28 protein-coding genes and 1 pseudogene are annotated in these 24,408 nt (G+C 42.7%); 6 read left to right on the forward strand and 23 right to left on the reverse strand.

The window, feature by feature from the left end; translation table 11 throughout:
• Window position 1: 1 nt before the first annotated feature.
• From AACL30_RS12155 to AACL30_RS12255, 20 genes and pseudogenes are all read right to left on the reverse strand, one after another.
• Window positions 2-1,273, reverse strand: a complete 1,272-nt coding sequence (locus AACL30_RS12155) for a conjugal transfer protein TrbA (RefSeq protein WP_339056744.1) — start codon at window positions 1,271-1,273, stop codon at window positions 2-4.
• Between the two features lie 104 nt (window positions 1,274-1,377).
• Window positions 1,378-2,175, reverse strand: coding sequence for an IS21-like element helper ATPase IstB (gene istB / locus AACL30_RS12160; RefSeq protein WP_339058365.1), 798 nt, complete (start codon window positions 2,173-2,175; stop codon window positions 1,378-1,380).
• Entirely contained in the window at window positions 2,172-3,350 is a 1,179-nt protein-coding gene (istA, locus tag AACL30_RS12165; protein ID WP_339056344.1) for an IS21 family transposase, read from the reverse strand. The genes istB (AACL30_RS12160) and istA (AACL30_RS12165) overlap by 4 nt, the downstream gene beginning before the upstream one ends.
• A 100-nt stretch (window positions 3,351-3,450) precedes the next feature.
• Window positions 3,451-3,903, reverse strand: a pseudogene (locus AACL30_RS12170) (TraU family protein); the annotation flags it as partial.
• Window positions 3,900-4,532 carry a type-F conjugative transfer system protein TraW gene (traW, locus tag AACL30_RS12175; protein ID WP_339056745.1) on the reverse strand — a complete coding sequence of 211 codons (633 nt, stop codon included), beginning with the start codon at window positions 4,530-4,532 and terminating at the stop codon, window positions 3,900-3,902. The gene traW and the pseudogene AACL30_RS12170, both read right to left, overlap by 4 nt.
• Window positions 4,529-4,954, reverse strand: coding sequence for a type-F conjugative transfer system protein TrbI (trbI, locus tag AACL30_RS12180; RefSeq protein WP_339056746.1), 426 nt, complete (start codon window positions 4,952-4,954; stop codon window positions 4,529-4,531). The genes traW and trbI overlap by 4 nt, the downstream gene beginning before the upstream one ends.
• Window positions 4,936-7,527, reverse strand: coding sequence for a type IV secretion system protein TraC (gene traC, locus AACL30_RS12185; RefSeq protein WP_339056747.1), 2,592 nt, complete (start codon window positions 7,525-7,527; stop codon window positions 4,936-4,938). Before traC ends, trbI begins: the two co-directional genes overlap by 19 nt.
• 11 nt (window positions 7,528-7,538) lie before the next feature.
• Complete coding sequence (traV, locus tag AACL30_RS12190; protein ID WP_339056748.1) at window positions 7,539-8,066, reverse strand: type IV conjugative transfer system lipoprotein TraV; 528 nt, start codon at window positions 8,064-8,066, stop codon at window positions 7,539-7,541.
• A gap of 10 nt (window positions 8,067-8,076) precedes the next feature.
• Window positions 8,077-9,375: an F-type conjugal transfer pilus assembly protein TraB gene (traB, locus tag AACL30_RS12195; protein WP_339056749.1), complete on the reverse strand. Its 1,299-nt coding sequence runs from the start codon at window positions 9,373-9,375 to the stop codon at window positions 8,077-8,079.
• Window positions 9,362-9,544, reverse strand: a complete 183-nt coding sequence (locus AACL30_RS12200) for a hypothetical protein (protein WP_339058512.1) — start codon at window positions 9,542-9,544, stop codon at window positions 9,362-9,364. Before AACL30_RS12200 ends, traB begins: the two co-directional genes overlap by 14 nt.
• Window positions 9,526-10,289, reverse strand: a protein-coding gene (locus tag AACL30_RS12205; RefSeq protein WP_422389587.1) for an IS5 family transposase whose coding sequence is annotated in 2 segments (ribosomal slippage) — window positions 9,526-9,929 and window positions 9,929-10,289 — 765 coding nt in all. Because the reading frame shifts where the segments join, the coding sequence is not laid out codon by codon here. Before AACL30_RS12205 ends, AACL30_RS12200 begins: the two co-directional genes overlap by 19 nt.
• Window positions 10,290-10,374: 85 nt before the next feature.
• Window positions 10,375-10,968, reverse strand: coding sequence for a TraK domain-containing protein (locus tag AACL30_RS12210; RefSeq protein ID WP_339056750.1), 594 nt, complete (start codon window positions 10,966-10,968; stop codon window positions 10,375-10,377).
• The gene (traE, locus tag AACL30_RS12215; protein WP_339056751.1) at window positions 10,955-11,521 is read right to left on the reverse strand and encodes a type IV conjugative transfer system protein TraE; all 567 of its coding nucleotides are present in this window, start codon (window positions 11,519-11,521) and stop codon (window positions 10,955-10,957) included. Before traE ends, AACL30_RS12210 begins: the two co-directional genes overlap by 14 nt.
• 18 nt (window positions 11,522-11,539) lie before the next feature.
• The gene (gene traL, locus AACL30_RS12220) at window positions 11,540-11,848 is read right to left on the reverse strand and encodes a type IV conjugative transfer system protein TraL (RefSeq protein WP_339056752.1); all 309 of its coding nucleotides are present in this window, start codon (window positions 11,846-11,848) and stop codon (window positions 11,540-11,542) included.
• Window positions 11,849-11,875: 27 nt separating this feature from the next.
• Entirely contained in the window at window positions 11,876-12,202 is a 327-nt protein-coding gene (locus AACL30_RS12225) for a type IV conjugative transfer system pilin TraA (protein ID WP_339056753.1), read from the reverse strand.
• Between the two features lie 372 nt (window positions 12,203-12,574).
• Entirely contained in the window at window positions 12,575-12,775 is a 201-nt protein-coding gene (locus AACL30_RS12230; protein ID WP_339056754.1) for a TraY domain-containing protein, read from the reverse strand.
• A 1,041-nt stretch (window positions 12,776-13,816) separates the two neighbouring features.
• The gene (gene elbB / locus AACL30_RS12240; RefSeq protein WP_339056755.1) at window positions 13,817-14,476 is read right to left on the reverse strand and encodes an isoprenoid biosynthesis glyoxalase ElbB; all 660 of its coding nucleotides are present in this window, start codon (window positions 14,474-14,476) and stop codon (window positions 13,817-13,819) included.
• 1 nt (window position 14,477) lies between these two features.
• Window positions 14,478-14,981: a hypothetical protein gene (locus tag AACL30_RS12245; RefSeq protein WP_339056756.1), complete on the reverse strand. Its 504-nt coding sequence runs from the start codon at window positions 14,979-14,981 to the stop codon at window positions 14,478-14,480.
• Window positions 14,982-15,790: 809 nt separating this feature from the next.
• A complete protein-coding gene (locus tag AACL30_RS12250) occupies window positions 15,791-16,039 on the reverse strand; it encodes a transcriptional regulator (RefSeq protein ID WP_339056757.1) in 249 nt (82 codons plus the stop codon).
• Window positions 16,040-16,111: 72 nt separating this feature from the next.
• Window positions 16,112-17,134 (reverse strand): replication initiation protein, encoded by a 1,023-nt coding sequence (locus AACL30_RS12255; RefSeq protein WP_339056758.1) that lies wholly within the window; start codon window positions 17,132-17,134, stop codon window positions 16,112-16,114.
• Between the two features lie 1,189 nt (window positions 17,135-18,323).
• Between AACL30_RS12255 and AACL30_RS12260 the strand changes: the two genes are divergently transcribed.
• The 6 genes from AACL30_RS12260 (at window position 18,324) to AACL30_RS12285 (ending at window position 21,592) form a co-directional block, all read left to right on the forward strand.
• A complete protein-coding gene (locus AACL30_RS12260; protein ID WP_006705592.1) occupies window positions 18,324-18,548 on the forward strand; it encodes a DUF6364 family protein in 225 nt (74 codons plus the stop codon).
• Between the two features lie 4 nt (window positions 18,549-18,552).
• Window positions 18,553-18,777, forward strand: coding sequence for a hypothetical protein (locus AACL30_RS12265; RefSeq protein WP_339056759.1), 225 nt, complete (start codon window positions 18,553-18,555; stop codon window positions 18,775-18,777).
• 91 nt (window positions 18,778-18,868) lie between these two features.
• Entirely contained in the window at window positions 18,869-20,047 is a 1,179-nt protein-coding gene (gene istA / locus AACL30_RS12270) for an IS21 family transposase (RefSeq protein ID WP_339056344.1), read from the forward strand.
• The gene (gene istB, locus AACL30_RS12275) at window positions 20,044-20,841 is read left to right on the forward strand and encodes an IS21-like element helper ATPase IstB (protein ID WP_339058365.1); all 798 of its coding nucleotides are present in this window, start codon (window positions 20,044-20,046) and stop codon (window positions 20,839-20,841) included. The genes istA (AACL30_RS12270) and istB (AACL30_RS12275) overlap by 4 nt, the downstream gene beginning before the upstream one ends.
• Before the next feature lie 225 nt (window positions 20,842-21,066).
• Window positions 21,067-21,378, forward strand: coding sequence for a hypothetical protein (locus AACL30_RS12280; RefSeq protein WP_339056760.1), 312 nt, complete (start codon window positions 21,067-21,069; stop codon window positions 21,376-21,378).
• Entirely contained in the window at window positions 21,368-21,592 is a 225-nt protein-coding gene (locus AACL30_RS12285) for a helix-turn-helix domain-containing protein (protein ID WP_176487201.1), read from the forward strand. Before AACL30_RS12280 ends, AACL30_RS12285 begins: the two co-directional genes overlap by 11 nt.
• Window positions 21,593-22,076: 484 nt before the next feature.
• On the opposite strand, the gene AACL30_RS12290 is transcribed toward AACL30_RS12285, so the two are convergent.
• From AACL30_RS12290 to AACL30_RS12300, 3 genes are all read right to left on the reverse strand, one after another.
• On the reverse strand, window positions 22,077-22,421 hold the full coding sequence (locus AACL30_RS12290; protein ID WP_006705577.1) for a transcriptional regulator: 345 nt from the start codon (window positions 22,419-22,421) through the stop codon (window positions 22,077-22,079).
• Window positions 22,418-22,696, reverse strand: a complete 279-nt coding sequence (locus tag AACL30_RS12295; RefSeq protein ID WP_339058466.1) for a toxin-antitoxin system TumE family protein — start codon at window positions 22,694-22,696, stop codon at window positions 22,418-22,420. The genes AACL30_RS12290 and AACL30_RS12295 overlap by 4 nt, the downstream gene beginning before the upstream one ends.
• A gap of 122 nt (window positions 22,697-22,818) precedes the next feature.
• Window positions 22,819-24,123 carry a cytosine permease gene (locus AACL30_RS12300; protein ID WP_339056761.1) on the reverse strand — a complete coding sequence of 435 codons (1,305 nt, stop codon included), beginning with the start codon at window positions 24,121-24,123 and terminating at the stop codon, window positions 22,819-22,821.
• Window positions 24,124-24,408 lie beyond the last annotated feature (285 nt).

A 24,408-nucleotide genomic window follows, 5' to 3' on the forward strand; every position in this document is an offset into this window, starting at 1 on the left:
GTCAGAGGGTATTTTTGGGTTTACATACAAAAGGGGCGGAGGGTAAGGTTTCCTCGGTTTTTGTTACGCTGGGGGGCATCGGTACCGCCTTCTGCGAGGGAGGATTGCTCTGTATTGGCGGGTCTTCTTCCTGCGGCGCCTTATCGTCCTCTTCGCTTTCATCGGTTTTTGGCTTCCTATCATCGATAACGATACCGACGCTGATCAAATCCCGCTCCAGTCCTTCCACGGCATAATTGAGGATAGGGGCGGGTAAGGTGACCTGATGTTGAGCCGCTTCCCGTTCCCACTGCGCCTGAGTGACGACACCGGCTCCTTCGACAAAGGGTTTTGGGCGATCTGAGGAGCACAGCGCATACCATAGCGTGCGATCAAGCCCCTTTAACCAGCGAAAACGGGCGGGGGGCAGATGAAGATCATTGGCATGCAGGGCGGCGAGAGCCGTACGCGCATAGCGGTGTTGTTTGATCCACTGTCTCGCGGCGGGATGGGCGGCGAGCCTTTTGAATGCCTGGCTGGCCGCAGACCATACCGGATAGCCGATGTTTTCCTTTTCACGACGGCTTTTGATCAGGCAAGAACGGTTTAAGGTATCGAGCAGCGTTTCAGCTGCCTTACGGTCATTGAAAAAAAATTGCAGTCCAAAGACGGCGAACAAGGCGCGCTCATAGGCATTCAGATCCGCTAATTGGGTTATCTGGCGGCTCAGCTGCTGAATAAAGACCGCGGTCGCTTTCTTATGATCCAAACGCCGGTTGATCACCAGTTGGTGCTGCTGGGCAAATTCCGCCGGGTCACGTGCACTGCGATGCGCGGGCGGGTCAACATTTAACAATTGCGTCCGGGGATCGCCGTAACAGAGTGCTGGAATGATACTGGGTGAGAACCTTGCCATGATTTTGGGCAGCGTGTGGATGTTGATTTCTCGTCGGGTCTTACTGGCGGGATGCGTGACAGTGGCGTATATCCCCATGATGGCCAGCGGCAGGAGGAAGAGTAGCAAAATACCGGCGGTCTGGTTCATCACACTCAGCCATTGCATCAAGGTCACATTATCGGCGTTGTTAGCGGTCGCCGCCAGCAGGTTAATACGGGGGGCAACAACAGCGTGAAGGCGAGGCAGATCACAGCATTGCCAGAGGTGATACAGCAGCAGACAACTCCAGTAAATGAGCTCTGCCAAAAAGAACCAAAAAATAACGGCAACGCCAATCAAGGCACTGAGCAAAAGAAAGCCGTCATTTCCAGGCGTACCCATGCGACGTTTGTCCATGTTGTATCTCGGTTAGAAATAGTAAAAAACCCGAGGTCAGGAAGACGCTGTCAACGCTACTTTAGATTGACCACTTTTTGCTACTTTAAAATGTCCAGTTTTTGCTAATTTTCCTGTTGGGTTTCTATTCCAGGCGCCTGGATAATATCAGTCGTTTTTATAGGCAACATGCCTGCTTTGCGTTTATTTTTGAGTCGATAGCTTTCTCCTTTAATATTCAATGTGGTTGAATGATGTAAAAGCCTGTCTAAAATCGCAGTTGCTAAAATGTGATCACCGAATACGTCCCCCCAATCAGTAAAACTTTTATTTGATGTGAGAATGATGCTCGCCTTTTCATAACGACGGCTCAATAACCTGAAAAATAGGCTAGCTTCTTCGCGATTCATCGGTAAATACCCGATTTCATCCAGTATTAATACCCTGGCATAGCACAGTTGCTGAAGTTGGCGTTCCAGACGGTTTTCTTGCTTTGCCTTCATTAAGGTACAGCAGAGTCTATCCAGAGGCATAAACAATACCCGATGCCCAGCTGTAGCTGCCTTGACAGCCAGCGCTATCGCCAAATGCGTTTTCCCTACCCCAGGTGGGCCTAACAAAATGACGTTTTCATGATGTTCGACAAACCTCAGCCCCGCCAGCTCGCGGATAATTTTCCTGTCTATACTTGGTTGGAAAGTAAAGTCAAATTGCTCCAAGGTTTTTATCCACGGCAAACGTGCTTGTTTTAACCGCGATTCCAAGCCTTTTTGGTGACGCCCGTTCCATTCCTGGGCTAATGCCTGCTGGAGAAATTCACGGTAGTTCAGTGCTTTCTTGGTGGCTTCTTCACATAAACTCTCCAACGCATCGCCCAGGTAATCCATTTTTAACCGTATCAACAAGTTTTCCATTTCCATCAGAGTAGCTCCTCATACACACTGAGCGAACGAGACGCTACTCGATTGACCTGTTGCCAAAGGGCTTGATGATGTTCTGGCACCTTTTGCCAGCCCTGCGTTACCTCCTGCAAGAGATGCGTCGCGAGCAGTTGCTCATCGCCGTAAATACGTAGCGTATTATCTAAACCGATACGAATATTAACCGCACGACCACACCAGAATGAAGGCACGCTATAGCGATTACCTCTGACATCGATATAGCTGTCCCATGCCACTTGTCGTAGGTCGAAGTAGCTGGTATCGAAATCAGTCGCAGGGAGTGGCATCAAGGCTATTTTTTCCTCAGCAAAACGATTTTCCGGTGTCTGCTTGAATTGACGAAGATGACGCTGGTCTGCCACTTTCGCCAGCCACATCGCTAGCAGTTGATTAACATGAGCGAAACTCTCAAACTGACGGTAGCGAGTGAAAAAATTGTGTTTAACATAGCCCACCATCCGTTCGGTTTTGCCTTTCGTTTGCGGTCGATAAGGCTTACAGGCGCGAGGGCTAAACCCATAGTGATTAGCCAGTTGCAGGAAGCCCGCATTGAACTCGATGTGGCCATTTTGTCCATGTTTGATAACAGCGGCTTTTTGGTTATCTACCAAGACATTTTTTACGCTGCCACCGAAGTAATTGAAGCTGCGAACCAGCGATTCATACGTGTGCTCAGCATCTTGCTTAGGGGCAGCAAAGACATGAAAGCGACGCGAAAAACCGAGCGTATTAACGGCAAAATTAACCGTACAGGCAGAGCCTGCCACCTCAACGATGATTTCTCCCCAATCGTGTTGAAGTTGATAACCGGGGAGGGTTTCAAAGCGTACCGTGTTTTTCGAGGCCCTGAGCGGACGTTTGGGATGTATATAACGTCGGAGCATCGCACTCCCACCCCGGTAGCCTTTTTCACGGATTTCCTCAAAAATAACCGCCGCATTCCAAACCTGTTCACTCAACCTTGAATCGATGTAGTCTTTAAAGGGCTCGAGTTTAGCAACCTGTTTTTTACCGCGTTTTGCTGTTGGCGGCGCAGGATAGCTAATGTGCCGTCTCACCGTTTTTTCTGAACACCCTATCTGATGGGCAATATCAACAATAAATGCCCCCTGTTGATGGCGTTGTTTTATCATGTAGTGGTCCTCTCTTCTTAGCATGCTTATTTCCCTCATGGCTTTGTCACCACAAAGGAAACTGCATTCTGGCTTGAGTGGACAAATTAAATTAGCAATTTACGGTCTTTTATCATTAGCGCTGACACCCTGCCGAGGTGATGATGTTCAGCCAATAGGTCAGCGGATATTTATACCAATGCACATGGTAGAAAGCCCCTGCTGCCGGTTTATCGCTCTGACCTGCTGTCCCTGTCCCCACTTTACCGATATCTAAGCTAAAACCGCCCAGATTAACCATGCAATAAGGCGAGCGCGTGACGTCTGTCAACGCCATTGGCTCCCAATAACCGATAGCCAATCCAACCCGATACAGCAGGCCAACCGGACACAGCTGGATAGGGCTGGAGGGATTCGCGGTGTCGGGCGCGATACCCGACGTCACTGCAATACTGCCAATCGAAATCGGGAAAAGACATTGCCAGCAAATATCAGTGATCGGGTTAACAAATCTTCCCTCACATTCCGTGGCTGTTGCATTGACCCTGCCGGTGAACATCATCAGAAACGCTAAAGTCAACAAGGCATTACGCATCATGGCTGCTCCCTCATGGCAAAGGTCTCTACACGCAGACGTTTGCCCTCTTGTGACGCCGTCACGCGAGCCGGTACCGCAGTAAGCGCAAACTTGCGGCTCATTATCCCTTGTTGGTCAAAGTAAATACGGGTATCGAGAGTCCGAGTGCTTGCACTAACATCCCCCTTCACCAGGATCACTTTACGACCTGTGGTTGCTGGTTTTTGCTGCTTCAGCCAAGCTATTTGGCGCGGATCGTCCGCGTCAATAAAATACAGCGTTTGCATAAAGGGCACGAATTCCAGCGGGTTATGCCGCTCACCTTTGTGGGCAAAAATGCGACCTTGATGGTCAGCTATATCCTGGCTGACAACAAAAGAGGGATCGACATAATGCGTGCTGTCTTCTTGCGCTACTGTCAGTCCCGTTACCGGTGCAGGCCGCAGGCTATTTTTAATCACGCGCTGTTTAAAGGCAGCTTGCTGTTTGGCCAATTCACCGCTCTGATCCATGTCATGCAAACGGTTATGGATAGTCATCAGCATGTCAGGCTCCGCTATCGGGTATAGATCCCCCCATGTCCCCAAATCAACCGTCTGGGCGAGGGGCGAACAAACCAGTGTGATCATAGCCAGCCATAACGGCTTCATTCGTCACGACCCGTCCGCATACGGCGAGCAATGTCTTGTTGAATCGCGGCGGTAATATCACGCGCACCACTGACCACAGAAGGCGCTACCAGAATGATCGCTCGCTGTGTTTTTCGATATTCAGCCAGGCTGCTGTCCAGTGCTCGATTGAAACGATCCACCAATTGCTCCGTTTGCGCCGGTGACAAGCGTGTTTTAGCGCTTTGATCCATAAAGCTGTCCACGGTTTCCTTCATATCAAAGGTCACAATGACCGGCGATTGCCACTGAATCAGCAACAGCGCAACAGCCGCATGCAGTACCATCATGCAGGCAATCACGATAACCACCGGCTTGACACAACGACGACGACGTTTGCTCCACTTTTTTTCTGCTTTTTTAGGGATCATCATTTCAATCGGGGTTACGCTATTGTTGACCATAATTCCAGCGCCTCCATTTCCTCAGGGAAGTTACGTTGTGCCAAGGCATAAACTGCGGTGTGGATATCTACCCCTTTGCGGCGTTGATCACGGATAAATTCAAAATCACGCCCATTCGAGCTGAACATGGCGCGACTGAGGGGATCGACAAATAATCGATGGAATGAACGGCTATCATTAATGCGCAGCATAAAAGCGCTAAACCATTGGTCTTTTGCATCACCAAATCGACTGATAACTAAACGTTCCAGTTCACTGAACTGATCCGGGCGGCTTTGGTTATAGGCTTTGAACTCTGCCGCATCCTGTTTCAGCACCAGCTTAAAAGCAGAATTCCCCCACGCGGCTTTAGCCGCCGTCGACGCATCATCGGCATCGAAATCCTTGATGTTCTGACTGATAGTAATAAATGAACCCAGATGGCGACGCACGGTACGGTAGCCTGTTTCGATAAAAGCGCCGACTTTGGCATTTTTGAAGTTCAGCAATTTCCAACCTTCATCAATGGTGCAACATTTTTTCTGATCGCGCGGGCTGTGATACATTTTGTCTTCGATATAAATAATCAGCGAAAACATCACCGCCGCCAGCAAAGCCGGTTTATCCTGCAAACCGCCCAACTCCAGCACCACCATTCTGGCATCACCGCTCAGAGAAGGCTGATCACTGTTAAAATAATCACCGTAAATACCCTGTGCACTGTATTTCTCCAACAATTCGATAATTTCGTCCATACGCCCGGTAATACGCTCAGCATTGGCGTAATGTGGCGCATTGCGGGCGGTTTTCAGGTAATCCACCACATCATCAATACGGGCAGTTTGTTGCTTACTGTTCCAGGCACTCATCACGGCTTTTAGCAATAAATCTTCATGCACTTCATCTAGCGTTCCATTCGGACTGGCTAACACCGCCAATTGATCACGAATACGTTCACCAGACTCACTGATATTGCTGATATTGGCAAAGGGGTTGAATTTAAGGGATTGCCCATCCAGGTACACACCACCGACATTTTCGCAAAATGATTTGTAACCATCCCCCATATCAAATACCCATACGATGCCACCGGAATCCAGTACGCTGCGTAAAATAGGCTGCACCAGACCGGTTTTGCCTGCCCCGGATGTTCCCGTTACCGCCATGTTGTAATTGGTGTTTCCTAGTCTGGCACCGTAGATGTCGAGGAAAGCCAGTTGATTGCGATAAGACGGTGCCAGCAGGCCACGAGAACACAAACGGTTATCCGCCACGATGGGCAAAAGATTGACCACCTGGGTACTTTCAGCACGGCAGGTGGCGCCGCTGGCTTTAATGTCTTGCCATAGCCCTTCTCCAGCAACAAAAGGGAACATCGCCAGGTAATTACGCATCTGCATATAACGCGGCGAATACAGACGTAAACCATTTTTTTTAAAGGTATTAATAACTTGTTGTTCACAAACCAAGGCGGCTTCATCCTCATCGAGACAGAAGGTCGTGATATTGAAAAAATAACGTACTACACAGGATTGATTACTGTTCAATCGCTCACGCAGCGCTCCCCACTCTTTGGCTTGCCTGCCCACACTGGGAAATAACTTGGCATAGGGTGAATTCGCCTTTTTATCCAGATCGATAAATTTACGTGTGGCTTCATTTTGTGTTTTAACCTGATCTTCCGCTTCCAGGATAAAGGTCATGATAAATGGGCTAGCAATACTCAAGTCAGGGCTGAGCAAATTGCTGATATTGTCGCCGCCTTGCCACAGGAAAAATAAATCAGGGTTACTCTCCAGCATAAAATTCATGACCCGTGTACAAGACTTCTCCCCTGTGGATTTATTCAGGGTCAATGACAAATGATCCGGCTTGACGACGATATCGAGACTTCTGTCTACACACTGGCGATTAAGATCATCATAAGTGCTGACATTGACCGGATCCGCATAAAGCGCATCGGGGAAATGATTCACCATCTGGCTAATAATGTTGACAAAATCAGCCTGCGATACAGATTGCGTGCTAATCTTTGCTGAATCCAACGAGGCACGGATCACTTTCAGCAAGTGGGTCAACGCCATGAGGGTGGCACTGTCTCGTTTTTTCGTTTTTTGGCAATAAGAGATATAAAGGCGATAATCCCGCAGCGTCAGCGGTAAGTGGGTGGGGCTGTTAAAGTGCTGCTGGGCGGCACGGTGATAAAATGCCTGAGTAATACGGTTAAAGCGTTCAGCTTGCGTTCCTTGCCAACGGAAATCAGCAAGCCCGGCGTCAATTTGCTTACCAATGACCTTGCTGGAGACGAAATGGAAGGCAATAGGCATGTGACGCGGTAACTTACTTTTGATCAGATCATCCAATACCTGGATGATGTGTTCATTGGCACCCATCAGCGGCACCGCTTGCAGCATAAAACCGATAGAGGCGTTATTCATATACAAGCCACTCTCCGCATCGTAGTCACGGTAGGGCAACATACTGCTTATCTGTGGGTAGTTCATTTCACCTAGGGTTTTATTGGCCTGTGTTGCCCCGTCCGGCGTGTTAAACGCCTGTATCAAACGATTCGCCGCATCAAGTAAACGTTCCATCCTCTTCCCCCTTAATCCATTGCCTGTGGCAACTGCCAGTGGGCAGAGCCGACAACAAACGAGATCCTACCTGGTTGGTGCAACGCATCATCCGTATCGATCCACGGTGCAATCCAGATGTGCGCTATCTTTTCTGCGGTACGTTGGGCACGCATTTTTTTCTTGAGATGACAGCTATGGGCTGGACAGTGTGGCGTGGCTATAAGGGGGGATGCTGTCATTGGAGGTAATACCGTAACGGTTAACCTCTCCGTTTGTTGACGCGATGACGGGTTAACGGGCTGAGGTAACAACGATGGCAATACAGCAGGTGCCGCATCAGAAGCCGATGGTGACAAATTAACCAAGCCAGGTAGGCTGGCCACCGCTTGCTTTTCCTTACTGGTTTTTTCCTGCTGACGCGCTTTTTGATTGGCCTGCTCCATCGTCATACAACGGTCGCCGGTGGTGGCATGACACTCAAAATCACCACTGACACCCGCACAGCCTGTCAGTAGCAAAACGCTGCCAACCACAGCGAGTAAAAGAAAATGCTTCATTAACTGTTCCTTATTGCCCTGTCGCGTGGATTAAATCGCCCACTTTCAATTCATTCAGTGAGTTGATCATGTTAGGTGTACTGAGTGCATCATGGGACTGTTGCTGTATTTTATTGGCCTTTTTCAGTCGAGCTTCTTCCAGGGTTTCCAATTGAAAACCCTCCTGAAAGACCACGGTAACCTCATTCCCTGCACCAATAGGAATAACGGCATGATACTGCTCGGCACGTTTGATGTAGTAATCACTCAGTGTTTTGGCGGCCTGACTGGCACCGCCACCCATCCCTAATTGCGCAATATCACGCGCACCCATTGTGGCGATGGCGCCTAATCCAACCTGGGGTGAAGCCGCCTTTTCAATCCCCTTGCCGATACCATCAACAAAGCCTGCGCCAAACGCCCAACCTAGGATCTTGCCATTACGCATCACCACCTTACCCTTAATGCCGTTTTTGCCCATAAAACTCACATGACCGGCAATTTTCTGGTCGATGACGTCATCACCAAGATGGCAACTCAGGCTGCGGGTACGTACTTCTGCTCGCTCACTGGACACATCACCGTAGGCTTCGGCGTTAACAAAACAGCCGGTTAAATCCACTTCACGATCATTCGGCAGTTGTACTTTTCCGGTCAAACGAAATTGCATCGGCGCCGTATTTTGCGGACCGGTGACAGCGGCATTGGTATCAGCGCCCTCAATCACCAGCGACTGAGCAAAACTCCCTGACGGGATATAAGGTAGCCTGGGTTTAATCACCGATTCAGCATAAGAAAAACGGGTGGTTTCTACTGTGCCTGGACTTTGCATCGTGGGCACGGGCGCATACGTTATTTGCCCTTGTGGAGCAGAGCCCATGCCAGGATAGAACGCGCTAGGAGGCGGGACGCCCTGTTGATTGAACCCAACAGAGGGCAAAGGCTCATCAGGTGGCGCATTATCAAATGCCGTTAACTGACTCTGTAAAAGATCATTTTCATGCTCCAGATCGCTGATACGTTTTTGATCATGTTCACGGTGGCTTGATAAGCTATCCATCTGCTGACGCACCGCCGCCATCTCTTTACGTATCTCATTAGTCGTAGCTTGAGATTCTATGATCGCATTTTGTTGCACTTTGTCATCAAAGGTCGCATTGACGACCCCCGTCATATTAGGGGCAGGCTCTGAACTTAGAGGTTGAGTCTCATTTTTCATCGATACCCGAGAGGCATACCAGCCCACGCCCATCGCAGCCGACAAACCCAGCGCAACGGCGATAAACAGTGTCATCTGTTTACGTTTCACCAATGCATTAATATTCGCCATGATCACGCTCCTTCCCTGTCGTGATATAGAGGGAGAGCGTAGCACCCGGCAACAAGTGCTTTACCGGTTGAGTAAACATCACGGCACGAATACCGGGCTGCCAAAAATCCTGCTCGGTTAAGTGAACCGAATAAGCGTTATATAGTGTCGTCATGAGATCTTGAGCCATAGAGCAAGGCATCGTATTTGTACAGCAGCGAGAAAAGAGGAGGTATTTTTTGCATAACGAGTAGCAATACCTCGCCAGCGCTTTAGGTGCAGAAAAGCATTTTCCACGAGATGTCGATGCTTGTAGAGCGCTTTATCGTACTCACGTTGAATTTTACGATTCTTTTTAGGTGGTATTACGATTTGCATGCCGGCTTCTTCTGCTTTTTTAATGATGTTATCACTGTCATAGCCCTTGTCAGCCAACAGATATTCTGCTGCAATACCTTTGGTTAAATTCGTTGCTTGCTGACAATCTGCTGTGGTACCTGATGTAATAAAAATTCTGACCGGCATACCATGCGCATCCACGGCCAGATGTATCTTACTGTTGAGCCCCCTTTTGTGCGCTCCATATCCTGATTACCGCCTTTTGCGCCTGCTGCATGAGGGTGAACTTTGCTATGAGTGGCATCAATCATCAGCCATTCAAAATCTGGCTCCACAATCAGCGCTTCGAGCAGAGACTCCCATAGCCCCTTGTCACGCCAGCGGCAAAACCGGCGATGAGTATTTTTCCAACCGCCATAATCAGGCGGTAAATCACGCCAGGGAGCGCCGGTTCTCAATATCCAGAAAACAGCATTAATAAACTGCCTGTTATCTCTGGCTATGCCACCCCAAGTGCCTTTTCTCCCCGGGAGATGAGCTTCCAATAGGCTCCAAACATGATCGGATATATCGTGGCGGCGATGGGCTAAATTCATTCCCGAATCATCTTTCATTATTGAATCATCTCAACAGTTGTCGTTATTTGTTACATGATAATATATTTTTTATTACGTGACGACACTACTTAGGATTACGCACGTGATAACGGATGACACGCAATGCATCGCCCACCCAGGCTTGCTCTGCTGTCATGGTTAAACCAGTCGGTGCCGATGCGCGAGATTGAGTCAAATCAGCCTGTGCATAACTCTCCGGCATTTTTCCCCGCCATGCCGCCTTATTCAGTTCAACCAATAAAGATCCGTAGGGTTGAGCAGTTTCCCAGACTTTCGCAGCAGGCCGATCTACTGATTGCTCGCCCGACAAGCGATAACGTCGCCCTGCTCCTTTACTGGGTGTCGCCTGGACAGAAAAAACCTGTCTGTGCTCTGTCTCGATATACAATGTAAACGGCTTTTCACTGAGAGAAGAAAACAATACTGCACCATCGACAGTATTACGCTTATCGGTCAACATACCGGCTGCACTGTTTATCGCCACAACCCGATCACCCAAAACACCTATCAAGTTAGGATTGTTACTGCTAATAGCTAACTGAAACTGGCCATCAGCAGGCAGAGCCACTGCCTGCAATGCAGTAACCGCCTTTGCAGTCGTAAAAAAACACACTCCGATGGCAATGATAACAACGAACAAAAGGTTATTTTTTCGCATCGGTTTTCTCCAGGAAGGCAACAATGCGCGTCATGCCATCGGCATAATCCAGTTTGAGGTTATAATTTTTTTGTTCACTGGTTGGCTTACCGTTACCGATCCAGGTTTTTAATACCCCGTGGATCTCAACAATGCTTTCCGCAGGAAAAACACGAATACGGGTCTGATAGAACGCTGAACTGACTTCATTTTGTCTAATTCTTCGGGATTCCTCAGCCAGCGTTATTTTGAAATCAGATTGAGCACCTGGTTTGGCAAATGAGAGTAAAAATTGATGCTGGGCATCGACGGTTTCCGGTGACACATTGAGGCGCAATGAAATAAATGATAGCGCCATCATTTGCAAATAAGCTGGACTGGCCAGCGCTTCTGAAATAGCAAAAGGAACATTGAATGCCATCGGAATAACTATTTTTTCCTGGTGACGCCTGAGAGAGTGATTATCTACCGCCAGTAAAATGGTTGATATTAAGCTCAAGATCAGCATTAAAAAAATAACCAACAAGGTGACGGCGATTATTTTATTAGAGGAATGACGTGCTGTTAGCTCCACAGTATTTTCCTGAGTCCTTTATTTTATCCATTGCCGAAAACTTGAATAGGGGATCACTTTAAAAACAGAGCGAAACAGAATAGTAGGGAAATACCAGTAAAGCAGGTTGTATAGCCACATACTCCCTTTTCCGCGTTTTGCGCTGCGAATACCCAAACAAATTACCAATGCCATCCCCATCCCAAATAAAGCTTGATGAACCATAATGCCCCATAAAAAAACAGGTAACGACGGTATGGCCTCATCATAGGGCAAACCGAATAACCGACGTTGTTCACTGAGCGTTTTCGGGAATCGGTACTTTTGGAGATCATCTTCAGTAGTCATGATCGCCCTCTTAATTTAATCAGATAATCAAACAGTCAAACTAAATCCAATCGTGGTAAAGACAATCACAACAGCAATACCAAACAACATGAACACATTTTTTGTTTTGATAAAGGTAATAATGCCGACAATCACTTCCGCCAATATTATCCACTTAGCGATGGCAGAGCTTGCACCAAAAGTATCAGTGACCGTCACTTTTCCTCCTGCCATTAAATCAACAGCTTGAACCGTACTGGTTATGCCCAAAAGTGCCATGATTGAAATAAGTATTAACACGATATAGTGGTTATTATTTTTTTTATTAATTTTTTTAGATATAGCACTGCCCGCAGCCTTAATAGACAGAATCATAATTTACTCCAGTTATATTAAAATTTTATAAAAATCCCTGGTATTAGTCTTACATTTCACTGCTCGTTTTTTAAAAAAATAATGCAAATCCATTATCCATAGCATGGATATAACAAGTAATAAAAAAGTCCTGTGTTAAACACATTATTTTATTAATAGTCAATAAAATGTATTTATAGTAATCGTTGTTCAGCCTTTTTTCTTAACCAAGTTATTAACCGGTAAAATAATTTTTTATTTTCATTTCGCGTGGCCGCTACTATTTTATTTTTTAACGCACGTTTTCTCGCTCTACTTTGTCGGTTGCTCATAATAATATTTTCTTTTTTCTGATAAGATTTAAATAGTTTCCCCAGTGATAGAATCATCATTTTATTCACATCTATTTTTCGTTATACCAATCGCCGAGATAGATGAAAAACGGCGTAAATGATCTTCCAATCTTAATTCTGATTCACATTTTTTTGTTCTTTTTGAATGTTTGGCGCTTTCTATTAAAAAATTATTTGCAGTCGCAGTTATTTTGACAGTCACTGTCGTTCCTTTTTCATTAAAATCGTTATCTAATTCCACTTTCCACATTCCTTAAGTTAAACCCCGATTTTTTAATATAGATAAAATTACAGCAACGTTAAACTAATGTAAATTGGGTAAAAAACACAATTGTAATTTATACATACTTGTGAAGTAGCAGCCTTGATCTTCCGACACACACAGAATAGCAAATATAAAAATACAGGGAAGACATGGAATGGCTAGTCTGAAGAAGTCGGAAAAAAATAATTTAAGTCGGAAGAAGTCAGAATGTGACAGTGATCACATTTTATCTCCTGATTATCAAGGAGCTTAAGCCATCAGAAGTATCCTTGTTGAGTGGAGCGCACAAATAGCACAGCAGCCAAAAGCAAACGCGGAGATAGATCCTTGAGATTGAAACCGGGGTTAAAAAGCGATAGATAAATGCTGCGAAGTATCGAGTAGCATACTTGCCGAAGGCAAAGGCGTGGTAGACCCAGGGGAGTTTTTAGATTGCCAAGCAGAGAGTTAACAGCGTGAAATAAATTGGATTAACTCGGGGCTTGTGTACCCCGCCGAGGATAGGGTTGTGGATACAACCGGTTTAGATAACGGCACTAAAACAGTGCCTGACTTAGATTCCTTGCTGATCACACTTTATTTTGAGTAGATTTAAAATCCATATTTTTAATTTAATCTAATTAACTTATTAACTTGATTTAATTTTTCTGGGTGAAAAGTGATACTATTCGTATCAAAACTGAACAATATACGCTTGAGATCACCTCGAAATCCCATGGCATCAACTACCTTGTTTAACTCAACATGCCTGCCTTTGAAAACAGTGTCGTTAAGTTCGTCATAAGATAACTTTCTATCTCGGTTCTTATTCAAATACTGAAACAAAGAACAATTTAAAGATTCTTGACGGAAAGAGGTGAGGACAAAACACCCATCAATAATAACTTGACGGGTGTTTTCGTTATATGAGAGATTGTGTCCTTTCAATTTATTAATATTATTTTTCGCATTCAGGCGGTAAATAATAACAATCAAAAAAAATAGTGACACCATCAAAAAAGTTATAAAATAAAACAATTACATTATCTCTATAATTTTTTTAATTAACATATCTATTCCCTTTTTTGCTTCAATAATACTCGTTGCTAACATATATGCTGGGGTCGTCACAATTTTATTTTTTTCATCAAACACAATTTCATTAACTGTAGACACCTTATGCTCCCCACCCATAGTTGAAATGGCAGCAATGGTATCTTTATCATTACCCACAGTTAAAATAACCCCTTTACCATATATTTTACTTAAAAGAACTGGAGCGATACACATAAACCCTACAGGTTTCTTGCTATTTTTAAATGCTTCACAAATAGTAAGAAACACTTTTTCTACCTTAACATTAGCTCCTTTAAAAGCAAAATCAGAGAGATTTTTTGCCACTCCAAATCCACCAGGAACAATCATTGCTGTAAACTCATTTGCCTTGCATTCGTTTAATGATTTAATGTTGCCGCGTACTATTCTGGCAGATTCAACCAAAACATTTCTTCTTTCAGTAACTTCCTTACCCGTACAATGATTAACAACATGATGCTGATCGATATCTGGAGCAAAACATTGATATTGAATTTCATTTTCTTCAAGCGATAATAACGTCAAAACGACTTCATTAATTTCAGCACCATCATAGACACCACAGCCTGACAAAATAACCGCTACTTTTTTATCAGTATCCATATTAATTTCCTTTTAGTTTATTCAGATTAATCAATAATTTTTGGGTTGTTAAATTTTGATAGGCTTCCATTACATCAGAGACACTGCGTATTTTTTCTTCTACGGACAATTTATTATTAAATACTTCATCAAAAACAGCCGAAAGAAAATTATCAAAATCAAAATTATTTTGATACCAATTACCAATGTTTTCAATGGGCGTGTCTAATGAATTAAAATCACGAATATATGCCGATGTTCGATGCTTCAACATATTCGTTATTCTTATTTTTATCTGCTTTTCATTCGCTAAATTATCAGTCAATAGGATAGAACGTAATTCCTGTAACTTGCCTCTAGAATGATACCAAACCATGGCACGAATGTAGGCTACCGTCATTTCCGAGGAGAATTTATCGACAGTGACAACTGTCACAGGATGAGCGACCAATTCCGTATATTTATACCACCCGACCAACCCAATCACACCGTACAAGCCAATAATAATTAATTTCAATAAATTCAACTAAATTCCTACTTTAACAAAAATAAAACGGGAAAAACTATTATTCTATTTATCACAAACACAAAGGTGAGCAGATCTTGTTGAGTTTCAAATACCTGAATATCTTGTTTTTCAAACGATTCAGCCTCTAATTCCGCTGACTTTGACTCAACTTCATGATCAATTTTGCCGACCATATCCGAGCTAGATTTCAAATTGTTTAAGCTAATCAACGCCAGATTCGCATAAACGAAACGGGATACCCCAAGACTCTGGTACTTGATCAAGTATTAATGTTAATTCAGAATTAATAGTGACTATATAAATAATTTTATCGTTTATCATTAATTTTTCATCCTTCTATCGTAGATAGTAAGTTTTAATAAAAAACAAAAAGTTAAATAAACTAATACCAAGCGCTAACGATTCATAACTCGCTCAGTGTGATTGTATTATACGGTACTATTTACTTACTATTAATACAGAGTATTTTTTACTTAACTTGTCAGCTATTTTACGATAGCTACCGGCAGGGACGCATCAATGAGTAAATCAAAGATAAAAATATTCTGAATAAAAATGATCAATATCCATACTATTTGCGCTTAGTAAACAACCCTAAAACGTTAGGTAACACTCACAAAGTTAGGTTAAAAAAATCCGAATTGATAATTGATTGGTATTTATGCATTCGTTCACCCTAGCTGATACTGAACTTTGGGTATTCCGGCCAGCAACATCTGCGGTGACCGGACTCGGCGAAAAAACTTAAATCGTATCATCATGCCTATTAGCATGAAGAAGATAATCTAATACATTAATTAGCTAAATTACTTTTTACTCAAAAGATATCTTAACAAGATAATATTTCTTAAACTGCCTATGCTAGCAATGTTAAATTTTTCTTTCACAACATTCAATGTATGTTCAATACAAGAATCTGAAACAACACGCAAACCCGCAATTTCTTTACGCGAAAAACCCACAGCAAACAGTATGGCTGTTTCAAATTGAGCATTAGTAAGTTCAGGAAATACTTTGCGTAACACCGCACATTGGGTAAGATCGAACGCAGTCATATAGACCTCCTAGATAGGTTTGTGTGATTAGCTGATTGGAGGAGGTCACGACTCCTACGATCAGCGCAAAAATCAATTTCTTCTTGCTTCCAGTTTTTTACTTAACTCGCTAACTTTTTGTTTGTCTCCTAATATTTGATAATAATTAATTAACTTTTCCAAATCAGATATTGGCAATACCATAGTAGCATCATAGTTTCTTATATCTTTTTCATATTTCTCAATGATATCAATACACCGTCTAGCCCACTCTCCTTCCAAATGGGTTCTTACCTTAACTTTTGGTCTAGATGGTAATCTAGCTCTTTTAGGTTTTTTTTCCTCGTTAGAGAAAATAGTGTTCTTTTCTCTAACAAAAACAAACCTTATTTGTTTTACTGAACGGCCTATTCTAAATTCTTCTAAAATTACTGACAAATCAGAGTAATTATTAATTTCTTTTATTGCTTTTTCTATAACTCCATTTTTAAGATATTTATATTTTTCGTAATTTTTTGATATACCCATCATTTCTTTAAAATCATCAATTTTTATTTGATCTGTAAAATGCAATCCATCTTTCACATGTGAAAAAAAATTTATATATTTATAAATCCAGGCATAAATTCTAAAAGAATATGGTGAGGTAAAATTAGAAACATTTTCTATTTCAAACATAGTAAAATTATTTTTTAATTGATAAATAAATCTTTCAACATCTTGAGAAAATGTTATTTCTAAATATTGATCTATGTTATCCATATTATATTCTATCTTAGATATCCATGTCCTCCGTATCTTTATTTTTTTACCTGTAGATTTATCAATAGATATTGTATCTATTGTTCGTTGAATTAACTCATCACCTATATCTGACAGTCTTCTTTTTAAATTATTATCTTTAATTTTCCAGGTATTAGTAAATTCTGCGTGAGTGATTCTAACGGGGCTACCGGGCGGATCATGTTTTTTTATTTTTGATATAGCAAGGTTTATTACCCTTGCTTCATCTAATGTAATCTTATAAACACCATCAACAATCGAGTTTGATTGTACAACAACTTTTTTTTCTATAGAAATCAGATCCATGAAATTTATAACCTTCTTATCCTTCATTTCTACTTCCTTTAGTATATAAAGGTCTTCTCATAAATCAATAAAAAGACCTTTTATTTTTTTATCGAAAAAAATTGCGCGATTTCTAGAGCGCTAAAATGTTTTGATGATCTATATTGACAACATAAAATTTTTTTTAAAAACAGTTAATTGATATAAACTTAAAGAGTTTTTATCCCGATAATTAATCACAAGCAATCCTGATTATCAAAACAGAAATCTAGCGACCTTAAATTTTTTTAGTACTTTTTTAGTACTTACTGTATACCCTTTCTTGGCACAACTCAGCTGATAAAAAACATTCAAAAATAGCACTCTCCTGATTTTAACAGAACAAATAATCATCATTAGGTAGCTATTTATCTCAGATAATCAATAGCACAGAAACAAAAGTTATCCACACAGAAATCACGCGACCTTTCGCAGAAATCACGCGACCTTTTTCAGAAATCACGCGACCTTTCGCAGAAATCACGCGACCTTAAACATCGTAACGTATTGATAAAAAAAGCAAAATTTAACTCTAAATAAAGAGAATATAAAGAATAAAGAAAATAAAAACATGGAGCTAAAATAAAAAATTGTGAGTAACCTTCTTTATCGTCGTAATTATAACGACCTCTATTTCAGAAGACCGGTTAAAAAAACGCCATTTTCTTTCTCCAATATTTTCCATTTTCAATAACCTGTAGTTACAAAAAAATCCAGAGCTTACCTTTAGCCAAAGAGTGACCGAGTTCCTTTTTAGTATCAGATGATATTCCGCTTCCTCGAACGGCTTTCGCTTTGCGAAATCCATTCTTGCGGCGAGCGTTACCGATCTAAAAAAACCATTTTCATTAAAATTTTTTTAGAATTAAAAAAATATCGTTAAAAAATCGGATTAACAGGAAAAAATTAGATAATACAGAGATAGGACAGAGATAAGATTCAATGATGCCCCTCCAAGGGCTCTAGAATGGCCATAGAGACGCTTTCTTTGACTTACCCATACTTACCTACGGCTTCACCTTACCTTAACGCTACGTGGCTTATGTGGCTTTAAAAACGATAGGATAAAAAACAAGGGCAGCTAGACTTCAGTCGCTATCAATATCTGTAATCTACATCACATACCTCATCCATTTTTGAAAAACATTCAATGTGCGCACATAATATGTGCTATATCCAAAAATAATGGAGATCAATCATGAATATCACTCTTTCTGTAGACAAACAAGTTGCGCAACGGGCACGTGACGCAGCGCAAAAAATGGGTAAAAGCCTTAACCAGATTGTACGTGACTACCTGGAGCAGTTAGCAGGCAGTGCCTACCGTGATCAGCAATGGGTACAGTTTGAAGCTCGTTGTTTGCAATCATCCGCTAAGCTTGACGGTTGGCAATTTGATCGTAACGAAGCCAATGAGCGTTAATCGCATGGCAAATCGTAGTTTTATCGACACCAATATCCTTGTTTACGCAGAGGCAAGCGACATACCCGTGAAGCAGAAAGCTGCTCTTTCCCTGCTTAAACAGCTTTACGAAGACGCAAGTGGGGTGCTTTCTACCCAAATCCTTCAGGAATATTGCAACGTTGCTCTAAAAAAACTCAAGCTTTCTCCACAATACATTCGGGCACAACTCGATCTATGTCAGCGCTAATGATAAAAGACCGTAAATTGCTAATTTAATTTGTCCACTCAAGCCAGAATGCAGTTTCCTTTGTGGTGACAAAGCCATGAGGGAAATAAGCATGCTAAGAAGAGAGGACCACTACATGATAAAACAACGCCATCAACAGGGGGCATTTATTGTTGATATTGCCCATCAGATAGGGTGTTCAGAAAAAACGGTGAGACGGCACATTAGCTATCCTGCGCCGCCAACAGCAAAACGCGGTAAAAAACAGGTTGCTAAACTCGAGCCCTTTAAAGACTACATCGATTCAAGGTTGAGTGAACAGGTTTGGAATGCGGCGGTTATTTTTGAGGAAATCCGTGAAAAAGGCTACCGGGGTGGGAGTGCGATGCTCCGACGTTATATACATCCCAAACGTCCGCTCAGGGCCTCGAAAAACACGGTACGCTTTGAAACCCTCCCCGGTTATCAACTTCAACACGATTGGGGAGAAATCATCGTTGAGGTGGCAGGCTCTGCCTGTACGGTTAATTTTGCCGTTAATACGCTCGGTTTTTCGCGTCGCTTTCATGTCTTTGCTGCCCCTAAGCAAGATGCTGAGCACACGTATGAATCGCTGGTTCGCAGCTTCAATTACTTCGGTGGCAGCGTAAAAAATGTCTTGGTAGATAACCAAAAAGCCGCTGTTATCAAACATGGACAAAATGGCCACATCGAGTTCAATGCGGGCTTCCTGCAACTGGCTAATCACTATGGGTTTAGCCCTCGCGCCTGTAAGCCTTATCGACCGCAAACGAAAGGCAAAACCGAACGGATGGTGGGCTATGTTAAACACAATTTTTTCACTCGCTACCGTCAGTTTGAGAGTTTCGCTCATGTTAATCAACTGCTAGCGATGTGGCTGGCGAAAGTGGCAGACCAGCGTCATCTTCGTCAATTCAAGCAGACACCGGAAAATCGTTTTGCTGAGGAAAAAATAGCCTTGATGCCACTCCCTGCGACTGATTTCGATACCAGCTACTTCGACCTACGACAAGTGGCATGGGACAGCTATATCGATGTCAGAGGTAATCGCTATAGCGTGCCTTCATTCTGGTGTGGTCGTGCGGTTAATATTCGTATCGGTTTAGATAATACGCTACGTATTTACGGCGATGAGCAACTGCTCGCGACGCATCTCTTGCAGGAGGTAACGCAGGGCTGGCAAAAGGTGCCAGAACATCATCAAGCCCTTTGGCAACAGGTCAATCGAGTAGCGTCTCGTTCGCTCAGTGTGTATGAGGAGCTACTCTGATGGAAATGGAAAACTTGTTGATACGGTTAAAAATGGATTACCTGGGCGATGCGTTGGAGAGTTTATGTGAAGAAGCCACCAAGAAAGCACTGAACTACCGTGAATTTCTCCAGCAGGCATTAGCCCAGGAATGGAACGGGCGTCACCAAAAAGGCTTGGAATCGCGGTTAAAACAAGCACGTTTGCCGTGGATAAAAACCTTGGAGCAATTTGACTTTACTTTCCAACCAAGTATAGACAGGAAAATTATCCGCGAGCTGGCGGGGCTGAGGTTTGTCGAACATCATGAAAACGTCATTTTGTTAGGCCCACCTGGGGTAGGGAAAACGCATTTGGCGATAGCGCTGGCTGTCAAGGCAGCTACAGCTGGGCATCGGGTATTGTTTATGCCTCTGGATAGACTCTGCTGTACCTTAATGAAGGCAAAGCAAGAAAACCGTCTGGAACGCCAACTTCAGCAACTGTGCTATGCCAGGGTATTAATACTGGATGAAATCGGGTATTTACCGATGAATCGCGAAGAAGCTAGCCTATTTTTCAGGTTATTGAGCCGTCGTTATGAAAAGGCGAGCATCATTCTCACATCAAATAAAAGTTTTACTGATTGGGGGGACGTATTCGGTGATCACATTTTAGCAACTGCGATTTTAGACAGGCTTTTACATCATTCAACCACATTGAATATTAAAGGAGAAAGCTATCGACTCAAAAATAAACGCAAAGCAGGCATGTTGCCTATAAAAACGACTGATATTATCCAGGCGCCTGGAATAGAAACCCAACAGGAAAATTAGCAAAAACTGGACATTTTAAAGTAGCAAAAAGTGGTCAATCTAAAGTAGCGTTGACACTAGAAGAAATACGGCAAATGTATGGAACGGACGGACGCCACAAAGCGAAAGGCTGGAAGAAAGTAGAAGCCAGAGCATAACCAGAATGGGGGCAAAAGCCCCCTTAAACTATTATCCGGTATGCTGTAAAACCTCGGCCTTTAGGGCGGGGAGGATGTCAAAAATAATATGAGTTCATCAAATGAAATGTATATTAGAAAAGGTGTCGGAAACAGAACATATTGCGTAACCTGTCAAAAAATGGATGATGGATGTTTATTAACATTTGAGAAAAAAATAAAAATACGGTCAAAGAAAAAAATAGCAGACAAATCGAAATCCACCACAAGGCAAGTTGTTTTTAATAAAATAATAAAAACGCAATCGATTGGTTCGATAAATCATGATGATATTTTTTCGTCATTATCGCCTGTAGAAAAAGATATATTCATTAATATCATTAAAGAAATGACATTTGATGGTTACCGCAATGAAAAGTGAGTTATCAACGCCAGAAGAAATTAAACGTTTGCGTGTTAAAGCAGGGTTAACACAAAAAGAAACTGCTGACCTGTTTGGTATCTCACTAAACTATTGGCAGAAAAAAGAGTTGAGTAAGGACAGTGCGCAAAATAGAAAGGTTTCAAAAAGTGAGTACATATTATTACTTTTACTTGCCGGGGAACACCCTGATTTTAAGCTGGTGAAACACTGAAAACCAGGAGTCATCATACTGGGTCAATCTACTCACCAACGACCCCATCCAGCACCCGTAAATTATGCTGTAATGTTTTGAAAATTCAGGAGTGGAAAGGATAAACAGCCGATATTACATATTTACGCCCGAATCCTTACGTCTGGCTTTATTGGCTTAATTTTTTTGATTAGGCCTAGCGCTCCGGAACTCGCGCCCTGACGCAAAAATTTAAAATAGCTTTGTTTTTATAAAGTTTATTGCTTCATATTTTATTCAGTCAGTCAGTTCCTAGAATAGCCAGAGTCGGAACTAAAAAGGCCATATTCACTTAAAGTTGTCGTTGAAATCTACTCAAATCGGATAGTAATATCAACCACGAATTATAAGTAGGAACTAGAAGATGTTCGAATAAAAAAATACCAAACGAAAAGGGAATTTGTAGAAAAAATCAGTGATTTTTAGATTTTTGCGTCAGGGCGCGAGTTCCGGAGCGCTAGGCCGATTAAGCCGCGATGTTCGATACGACAAAATCCACATGTATTTGGTCATACGGAAATAAGATTTTCTCCCCGTTTTTTTCAATGATACCCGCCGCAAGCAACGCCTGCACATCAGCATGTACGGCTTTAATATCACGAGCGACTCGCCGCGCTGCGCTGCGTATGGACATTTCACCGCCACCGACCATAGCTCGTAATATAGCCAGGCGTTTTGGGCTAATGATTTTCCAAAGCAAATCAAAGGAGGGAAAACTGATGAACTCTCCCATTTCATCACCGTTCATCGCGCAAATGAAACGTTCATCAACAGTATCGGACGTTAAAACATTCAAGGTTAATGTTTTCATGATATTACTCCTTTTCTGTACTTCTCTACTTCGGCACGGAAATCTGAGACTAACTGAGCCGCGTCATTAAAAATGATGGGGCTCTCCTGACTGCCGATGTGTTTGTGGTCTCCTTTGCCGGCTTCATTATCATAACGGAGCACACAGACGCCTTTTTCTATGTATGCCAAGCGATATTTGTAGCTATGTTGACTGGCTTTAACAGGTGGATCAACCCGCCAGACGACCATTTCAATAAAACTATGCTCATAAAAGTGTGAAGTAATTCTATCCAGCTAATCCCGTGCTTACATCCGTCCCTTCTCCGATATGCCTATCGTCAGTCCGAATATTCGCTCTTTTAGCTCACCATGAAACCATTCGTGGCATACGTATGCCGGAACCGCCGGAAATTTTGTCACCTCATCTTAGTTGAACGTACTTTGCGAACGGTACACATTGTCCAGTATATAACACTGGCAACTAATAAGGCGTTGAGCGATGGTATGCCCCACTCAATTACCAAACCGACAACGCTACCCGCAACCCAGGAAATAATTGCAGGCCACCCTATTGATGGAGTTAATTTCTTTGTAGGTAGAATTTCTTTATCGCGGGTCGTATCAAGTAGCTTGCGACTAGTACGTAAAATATAATAATCAACAAGTATTACACCGGCAACAGGAGGAAAAACAACCCCCATTAGAATAAGGAAATTGAGAAAGTTATCTAAAATTCCTGCGATTGAGAGGATTGTGCCTGCTATTCCTAATCCAAAAATTAATCCTACGTGATTTAATCTCTTTCCTGCTACGCACTCTATAGCGTTGGCTAAAGCCAGTGACGATGAATATAAATTAACATCATTAACCTTAACGACAGCGAGAATGACAGCAAGTAGCCCAATCCATCCCGCACTTTGCGTCATAATGGTAACGACATCAGAAGTATCAAGTGCGTGTGCAATTAATATGGCAATGGTATTAACAATGAATTCGCTAGCAATGATAGAAAGCGTTATCATCCAGAATGCGTGTCGCCCGTTTTTGCAATAGCGACTGATATCCGGTGTGATAAGTGCACCAGAAATAGCACCGCCAGCAACAACCATGACACCTGTGCCGAGAGAAAAAGGTGTACCAGAGGGAGCGATAGAAATCAAATCAGTAATGTTATGCCCCATGAGAAGGCTTGTAGCAATCCAACCTATTACCAGAAAGAAAACAGGTACTGACACTATTGCCGTCCAACTCAAAGCGCGAAATCCAAATGCAACTAATACAGTCAGCGCGATACCTGAAATGATCGCTGACCAGGTAAAGCCGAGTTGATCATTAAACGCATAATTCAATCCTTTGGCAGAAATCGAATTCTGCACACCAAACCAACCGAGGAAACTAATCGCTATAACCATTCCAATGAGTACAGATCCAAAACGGCCAAAACCACACCAACGCGCCAATAAGCTTGTTGACATTCCCTCTCGGGCACCAGCGATGCCCAGTCCAAGGCTAACAAACTCGAGGAGTAAACTACCAATAAAAGTAGCCAGCACTGCTTGACCAAATGTCATTGAATGACCCAGCGTAGCGCCGATTAGAAATTGTGATAAAGCTGTCATTGCTCCCACTCGTATTAGGGTGGTACTAAGCAGACTGGCACGCGCTTTTAACGGCACACGACTTACAGCATAATCATCGCTAATAATGTTATTTTTCCGCAAAATTAAATGTGTTCCTAATCAGGCATTGTCATGGAAGACAATGATAATAATTTTTCTTTTCGAAAGATTCAAATATGGCTTTATTGAAACTTATACGGTGAATTTTAATTAAAAAACAATAAATATACTATATTAGTTGTTATTGCAATAATATATTTTGTAATAATTAAAAATAGAGCGGAGATAAAATAGAATTAAATTTTAGTAAAGCTAAGTAAAAATTACCCTATATAAAATATCTACAAGAGGTAATTTATATAGGTAGAGTTATTCTATACTTTATAT

The sequence above is a fragment of the Candidatus Regiella endosymbiont of Tuberolachnus salignus genome, assembly GCF_964020115.1.
GTDB classification, from domain to species: Bacteria; Pseudomonadota; Gammaproteobacteria; order Enterobacterales; family Enterobacteriaceae; genus Regiella; species Regiella insecticola.

What these genes read in the sequence shown, in the direction of transcription:
- AACL30_RS12155 (WP_339056744.1), bottom strand. Translation starts at nt 1,273, where the DNA reads ATGGACAAACGTCGCATGGGTACGCCTGGAAATGACGGCTTTCTTTTG.
- istA (WP_339056344.1), bottom strand. Translation starts at nt 3,350, where the DNA reads ATGCTAAGAAGAGAGGACCACTACATGATAAAACAACGCCATCAACAG.
- traW (WP_339056745.1), bottom strand. Translation starts at nt 4,532, where the DNA reads ATGAAGCCGTTATGGCTGGCTATGATCACACTGGTTTGTTCGCCCCTC.
- trbI (WP_339056746.1), bottom strand. Translation starts at nt 4,954, where the DNA reads ATGGTCAACAATAGCGTAACCCCGATTGAAATGATGATCCCTAAAAAA.
- traC (WP_339056747.1), bottom strand. Translation starts at nt 7,527, where the DNA reads ATGGAACGTTTACTTGATGCGGCGAATCGTTTGATACAGGCGTTTAAC.
- traV (WP_339056748.1), bottom strand. Translation starts at nt 8,066, where the DNA reads ATGAAGCATTTTCTTTTACTCGCTGTGGTTGGCAGCGTTTTGCTACTG.
- traB (WP_339056749.1), bottom strand. Translation starts at nt 9,375, where the DNA reads ATGGCGAATATTAATGCATTGGTGAAACGTAAACAGATGACACTGTTT.
- AACL30_RS12200 (WP_339058512.1), bottom strand. Translation starts at nt 9,544, where the DNA reads ATGGCTCAAGATCTCATGACGACACTATATAACGCTTATTCGGTTCAC.
- AACL30_RS12210 (WP_339056750.1), bottom strand. Translation starts at nt 10,968, where the DNA reads ATGCGAAAAAATAACCTTTTGTTCGTTGTTATCATTGCCATCGGAGTG.
- traL (WP_339056752.1), bottom strand. Translation starts at nt 11,848, where the DNA reads ATGACTACTGAAGATGATCTCCAAAAGTACCGATTCCCGAAAACGCTC.
- AACL30_RS12225 (WP_339056753.1), bottom strand. Translation starts at nt 12,202, where the DNA reads ATGATTCTGTCTATTAAGGCTGCGGGCAGTGCTATATCTAAAAAAATT.
- elbB (WP_339056755.1), bottom strand. Translation starts at nt 14,476, where the DNA reads ATGGATACTGATAAAAAAGTAGCGGTTATTTTGTCAGGCTGTGGTGTC.
- AACL30_RS12250 (WP_339056757.1), bottom strand. Translation starts at nt 16,039, where the DNA reads ATGACTGCGTTCGATCTTACCCAATGTGCGGTGTTACGCAAAGTATTT.
- AACL30_RS12255 (WP_339056758.1), bottom strand. Translation starts at nt 17,134, where the DNA reads ATGAAGGATAAGAAGGTTATAAATTTCATGGATCTGATTTCTATAGAA.
- AACL30_RS12260 (WP_006705592.1), top strand. Translation starts at nt 18,324, where the DNA reads ATGAATATCACTCTTTCTGTAGACAAACAAGTTGCGCAACGGGCACGT.
- AACL30_RS12265 (WP_339056759.1), top strand. Translation starts at nt 18,553, where the DNA reads ATGGCAAATCGTAGTTTTATCGACACCAATATCCTTGTTTACGCAGAG.
- istA (WP_339056344.1), top strand. Translation starts at nt 18,869, where the DNA reads ATGCTAAGAAGAGAGGACCACTACATGATAAAACAACGCCATCAACAG.
- AACL30_RS12280 (WP_339056760.1), top strand. Translation starts at nt 21,067, where the DNA reads ATGAGTTCATCAAATGAAATGTATATTAGAAAAGGTGTCGGAAACAGA.
- AACL30_RS12285 (WP_176487201.1), top strand. Translation starts at nt 21,368, where the DNA reads ATGAAAAGTGAGTTATCAACGCCAGAAGAAATTAAACGTTTGCGTGTT.
- AACL30_RS12290 (WP_006705577.1), bottom strand. Translation starts at nt 22,421, where the DNA reads ATGAAAACATTAACCTTGAATGTTTTAACGTCCGATACTGTTGATGAA.